The organism is Fischerella sp. (genome assembly GCF_013388695.1).
GTDB lineage: Bacteria > Cyanobacteriota > Cyanobacteriia > Cyanobacteriales > Nostocaceae > PCC9605.
Map to the genome: position 1 here is coordinate 22173 of NZ_JACAEU010000139.1, position 6000 is coordinate 28172.

Consider the following 6000-nt stretch of genomic DNA (forward strand, 5'->3'; position numbering starts at 1 on the left):
ATTATGAATTATGAATTATGAAATTTTCAGCATTCATTATTCATAATTTTCACCTATTCCCAATGCCCAATCCCCAATCTCCAATCCCAATTTATGCAGGTTTCCAAGTGCCGTGGAAACTAGGAGGAATCACGCTAGGTAATTCGAGTTTACACACAGGTTCTTCATCTAACCTAAGCGCTTCAAATACCCAAACTTCACTGCGATGGGAATTACCATCGTACACAACTGTTAAAATCCAAGCTTTTTCTGGGTTTTCAGTATCTGGGGCATAAATTGGTTCAGAAGCATAGCGGTTTTCGCCTAAGTCGGCTTCGGTAAGAGTTTCGGTTTGGTAGTCGTAGCAGGCGATCGCATTTAATAATTCTCGACTAATATCTGTCCCTTGCCGAAAAGTCGACATATAAGTGTATCTAAAAACTTGTCCCACGTTTTGGGGTGGTACGCTGGGAAACTCACAATGGCGATCTAATATTTGCTGAATGTTTGTGACTTCGCCAGTTTGGGGATTTATGTGTATTCGCGAGAGTGTACTCTTAGCAGCAGTGTGAGTTTCACCAAACCCTACTTCCTTGAGGTACTGGTTTGTCTGAAAGTCTTCATAGCGGGCAATATCTACAATTACCGTACCGCTAGCATCGACGTAACCGTTGCCAAAATGCCACTGAAACCAAGGTTCTGTTTCGCCACGGCTGACTAAATTCAAGGTTTGGCGATCAATGACTAAAATTTGGGTTCCCTTGCTGGGTTGCCATGCCATAGCATCGCTGAAAGAACTAAACCCAGTCAAAGCAGGGAGTAAATTCAGCCGCACCGGGGGAATGCAAAATACGAGATATTGCCCTGCTAGGACAAAATCATGCACTATTGGTAAGCCATCGAGTTTATGTGCTGCTTTTTGTACTATTTTGCCAGTGGCATCGCTTTTGTAAATATACAAGGTGGGAGTAAAACCGAGAGCAATGCCAAAGTTAAAAATTTCTCCTGTCTGCGGATCGCGTTTGTAGTGTGCGGAATAAGCTAAGCCGTCAGTTAACCCTCCTAAATCATCTTCGCCGTAAGTTTCCAGATTTTGCAAATCGAGGGCATAGGGTTTACCGCCTTCCCACAGTGCTAATAGTTTATCTGGGAGTGCTAGCACGCTGGTGTTAGCAACGTTCTTGACTGGTTTAAACCATTTATTCCAAATTGCCCCCGGTGCAGTCATGCCATAGTTACCGTAAAGCAGTTGATTGGCTGCTGCTTCTTGTTTGTAACCAGCGGTTTGTACAAAGCGATAAACGCCTGTAGCCCCTGCATTAGTGAAATGAACTCCCAGAATCGCACCATCTCCATCAAACCAGTGTCCCATATGCATACCACCACGTTCTAAGCGTGCGGGGCCATTGCGGTAAAGTGTGCCGCGTAAACCGGGGGGTATTTGCCCAGAGATAACAGGTAGGGGAGTAGCAGGAAATTCTTGGGCGGGTTGGGCGATCGCACCAGCCCAAGCGTTTTTTCTTAACTTTTCTTTAATTGTAGACATGGAAAATTGACCATTATCTTTGTTTAAATCCAAAAATGCTCAAGAAATTTAATACTAAAGTTATTGTCATTGCAGTTACTGTCCTAGTAGCTATACTAGCCTGTACGTCACAGAACTCAGGTAACACCAACTCACGCCAAGGTAATGTGATATTTATTCATCCAGATGGTACAAGTGCATCCCACTGGGGTGCGGCGCGGATGCTCTACCTTGGCCCCGATGGTAGACTCAACTGGGATAAAATGTCGCATCTTGCTGTTTACTTGGGACACATGAAAAACCAACTCACCGCCACTTCTAACGCTGGTGCGGTAACTCATGCTACGGGAGTGAAGGTGAATGCAGATTCCTTTGGTTTGGATGAATCTTTTCAACCAGTGGTGGCATTTTCTGGTCAATCAAAGACGATTATGGAAGAAGCGATCGCGGCTCGTAAAGGAACCGCTATCATCAATTCTGGCATGATTCATGAACCGGGAACGGGGGCATTTGTAGCCAAAGCAGGAAATCGCCGCCAATTTGCAGAAATCACCAAGCAAATTGTTCTGTCTGGGGTGGATGTAATTATGGGGGGTGGAGAGATGTGGTATCTTCCCAAAGGGACAGCAGGAAGACACGCCACCGCCGAACAAAGTCAACGCCAAGATGGTATAAATCTGATAGAAGAAGCTAAAAGTAAAGGTTACACCGTAGTTTATACTCGTGATGAACTCCTGAAGTTGCCAGCGAATACTAAGAAAGTGCTGGGCATTTTTGCTGCTGATGATACTTATAACGATGCACCGGAAGAGGAATTGAAAAAGCAGAATTTGCCTTTGTACGTTCCCACTGCACCGACAGTTGCCGAGATGCTAGAAGCAACGTTAAAAATTGTCTCGCAGAATTCAAACGGTTTCTTTATCGTTTTGGAAGAAGAAGGTAGCGATAACTTCTGCAATTTTAATCATGCTGCTGGTTGCATTGAAGCAGTCAAGCGCGCTGATGATGCTGTGGGTGTAGCGATGAAATTTATTGAGAAAAACCCAAATACTCTGTTGGTGACAGCCGCAGATAGCGATGCGGGAGGGTTGGAAGTAGTGGGAGTGACAGAGGCAGATTTTCCGTTAGATAAACCTTTGCCGGAAAAAGGTGAGAATGGCGCACCTTGGGATGGTAAACAAGGAACTGCAACTTTGCCCTTTGTTTCCGCGCCAGATCGACAAGGTAAACGCTTTCCTTTTGCGATCGCCTGGGCTGGTTTAGGTGATTTTACTGGGTCAATTGTTTCTAAAGCACACGGCTTAAATGCAGATTTGCTACCTAATACTGTGGATAATACTGATATTTATCAATTAATCTACCGCACGCTCTTTGGCAAAGAAGTGCCACAAAAATAAGCTAAACCCACACTCGTGTAAGGCTTTATGAACGACATTTTTAATAACTGGCAGGAATGGCTAACTACGTTGAGCTACTTAGGTTTCACAGTTTTGATTGTGTGGTTTGTCTTTACTACCCAAAACAGATGAAAGGAGAAAATTTATGAATTGTGAGTGAGGAATTATGAATTTTTCATAATTTCTAATTCATCATTCATTATTTTTGACGGTTCTAGTTTATACTTTTGCTTAATGAGTAGATAAAATAAAAGCGCCAGTGAATACGGTGCAAAACCTGGCGCTAGTGTTATCGGTTATTCGGATGCATCATTTTAAGCAAAGTGCTGAGTAATACGCTAGGGGGTCAGACCCCTCATAGTGGGGCAGGTTTTCAAACCTGCCTCTACTATTAGCGAAATTTATTGGGATTTAAACGAGTAGCAGATTCAGGCTGAGACTGGGGTTGAGACTTAGGACTAATTGCCACGCCTTTCTTCAATTCGCTGCCAGTGCCACCATCTTTAGCATCTAGGAAAGGTTTGAGGTTGATTGGGTTCTTAGATGTGCTGGTGGTACGATTATTGCTATTGCTACCACCCAAAATTGTTCTACCCATGTTGTATATCTGCTCGATTCCGCTACCATTATTACTACTGGTATAAGTGTTGACGCCTATGGTTTGCTCTCCACTATCAGCGGCGATGAGATTTTGAAAAACGCTATTGCGTACATTATAAGGGTCGTATCCGGGAGGTACTGTCAGTACAATTCGACAGGACGGGTTCGCCTCGCTAGTTACGCAAAGAGTGTTGTATCCATTCTCTGTGGCTGTGCGGAGTTCGATTAAGCCGTCTGGACGATAAGTTTCCAAGCGCTGGGCAATTGTTGCACAGCGTTTGTATTCATCCCAACCACCACCCAATCTCTTAGGAGTTGCCCAAGGAAAGTACCGCCCTGGTTGACTTTCTGGTTGGTACATCACGGTGTACTGTCCGTCGTAATTCTCACAAACAAACCGCGTTGCACTGGTAACTGTTGTTGAGGTATTGTTTGTGCTTGTTGTCCTACCGTTTGTGGTTGTTGATGTTCTGGTTGTGCTTCTGGTTGTGCTTGATGTGCCGTTATCTGGTACTGTTGGTACGACAACATCGCCAGATCTATTTTGTGCCCAAGCTGCGGAATTACCCACAAATAAGGATAAACCGAGACTGCTCAATAAAAGAAATTTTAGGGTTCGTGATGACATAAATCATCCTCACATGGGAGGGAGATGTAGAGACGCGCCATGGCGTGTCTGGGAGTTGCTAATTTTAGTGACGAAAGATTTATTATTTTTGATTCAGCGATCGCGTGTCTTTTTTTCTTTCCGTTCTTTTTCCTCTTTGAGAATCTGTTTTGCCTTAGCTTGAATTTCTGCATGTCGTGCTACTCCCTCGTAGGCGTAGCGATTGTAATTGCTGCGCGTAATTAATTCTTCCAGATATTCCACTCGTTCATCGCTACCTGGGTGAGACGATAACCAAGCGGGGGGAGAGAATTTCTGTTGTTTTTCCAGTGTCATCATCAAGTTATACAAACCATCGGCAGCGTAACCATTAGCCACGATCAGGCGTGTACCAAGATTATCTGCTTGACGTTCCATGTCACGGCTGTAGCTAAATGTAAATAATTGACCGAGGGTTCCACCTAAGGGAAGATACTGAGTGAGATTGCCAATGAGGTTCCCTTGCGTGACTAGTTGAAAGCCGTGGGAGAGCAGTACGTGGGATAATTCATGAGCAAGTAATCCAGCTAATTCTGCTTCCGAGTTGGTTTTAGCGATCGCCCCTGCATGGACAAAGATTTTGCCCCCTGGTAGCGCAAAGGCATTGAGGCTTTCTTCCGGAATCACAAAAAACTCGTATTTAAACTCACCCCTTCCGCCGACTTTCGCCAATTTCTGTCCAATTTCATTGACATATGCGACAACCTGCGGATCTTCAACTAATTTCAGTTGCTTTTTTGCCTGTTTTGCTACCGACTCACCCACAGCTTTTTCACCCTGTAGCAGCATCAAGGTAGAATCCAGGGCGGAAAAAGGGCCGACAAGACTACCAGTAAGCGCATATCCTAAAGCACCAGTGATAATATTAGCGATCGTATTTCCTCTGACTTCCGATCGGATATGAGATTTATAACGTTTGAGATTTTCTTCTGCCAGTTTGTTAAACTCAGTCGCTTGCGGATCGTTAGGATTGAGAATCGCAAATTGCCGCGCGGCGAGGGATGCTTCCATCCATTTTTTAGTGTCTGCTAATGCTGTAACTTTTGCTTTGATTAAATCTGCCTGATTGGGATAAAGTGTAGCAGCACGCTCTAAAACATTCAATGCTTTTTTATTATCACCGTATTTTTGCAGAATCTCAGCATATTTAATATGACCAGGAATAAATTCTGGATACTGTTCAACCAACAGTTCCAACGGTACTAAAGTTCTAGTTTGCAGCTTACTAATGATACCTGCTTGTGCCTCTCGCCAGTATACTTTCCCACCTGGGGATAGTTGGGCTGGATCTGCGATCGCAGGTTTGATTTGTGGTAACTCAGATACTTTGGCAAATGGTTTTTTGACTTTGCGATATATTTTCTGTGCAGCTGCGTAATCTCCTGCCAAATAAAGCTTGTCAGCTTCCATTAACTTTTGCTGACGGGCGATTTCTTCGGGGCTTGGTGGGGGTTCTGCTGCTGATTCTGGCTTTTTTCCATCGCCTGTTTCTGGTGAGTCTGGCTTGGTAGTTTCAGTTGGTTGTGGAGAGGGTTTCTTGTCAGTTTCGATCGCAACTGCGGGTTCCTGTGCAGTAGTGGGTGCGATCGGCTGCGTTAGGATAATCGTAATAGATGTCCCTAATGCCAACATTACCCAACTAAAGGCAAGGAATAGTGACTTCCAGCGTCGCTTCATGGAGAACTTCCTCTGCAAACAGTTCTTTTCTCAATTTATGAGGTATTGTTAACAATCGCCTATAGCGATCGCACCTGTTTTACAAGATACCTAACCAATCTTCACAGAGTTGCTTTCCAAAAAATACTTGGTGTCTTGGTGTCTTGGTGGTTCAAGATTTTTTTAACCACCAAGAC

At 44.2% G+C, this 6000-nt stretch carries 4 protein-coding genes; 1 reads left to right on the forward strand and 3 read right to left on the reverse strand.

Annotated elements, in window-relative coordinates; genetic code table 11:
* Positions 1 to 91 precede the first annotated feature (91 nt).
* Positions 92 to 1525, reverse strand: a complete 1434-nt coding sequence (locus HXY43_RS18950; RefSeq protein ID WP_290886041.1) for a carotenoid oxygenase family protein — start codon at positions 1523 to 1525, stop codon at positions 92 to 94.
* 35 nt (positions 1526 to 1560) lie between these two features.
* On the opposite strand from HXY43_RS18950, the gene HXY43_RS18955 reads away from it, so the two are divergent.
* Entirely contained in the window at positions 1561 to 2901 is a 1341-nt protein-coding gene (locus HXY43_RS18955; RefSeq protein WP_290886043.1) for an alkaline phosphatase, read from the forward strand.
* A 391-nt stretch (positions 2902 to 3292) separates the two neighbouring features.
* Here the strand turns inward: HXY43_RS18955 and HXY43_RS18960 are convergent, their stop codons facing one another.
* Entirely contained in the window at positions 3293 to 4129 is an 837-nt protein-coding gene (locus HXY43_RS18960) for a COP23 domain-containing protein (RefSeq protein ID WP_290886045.1), read from the reverse strand.
* Between the two features lie 93 nt (positions 4130 to 4222).
* Complete coding sequence (locus HXY43_RS18965; RefSeq protein ID WP_290886047.1) at positions 4223 to 5824, reverse strand: M48 family metallopeptidase; 1602 nt, start codon at positions 5822 to 5824, stop codon at positions 4223 to 4225.
* Between the last annotated feature and the right edge of the window lie 176 nt (positions 5825 to 6000).

Coding starts and splice junctions, on each gene's coding strand:
- HXY43_RS18950 (WP_290886041.1), bottom strand. CDS start 1,525: ATGTCTACAATTAAAGAAAAGTTAAGAAAAAACGCTTGGGCTGGTGCG.
- HXY43_RS18965 (WP_290886047.1), bottom strand. CDS start 5,824: ATGAAGCGACGCTGGAAGTCACTATTCCTTGCCTTTAGTTGGGTAATG.
- HXY43_RS18955 (WP_290886043.1), top strand. CDS start 1,561: ATGCTCAAGAAATTTAATACTAAAGTTATTGTCATTGCAGTTACTGTC.
- HXY43_RS18960 (WP_290886045.1), bottom strand. CDS start 4,129: ATGTCATCACGAACCCTAAAATTTCTTTTATTGAGCAGTCTCGGTTTA.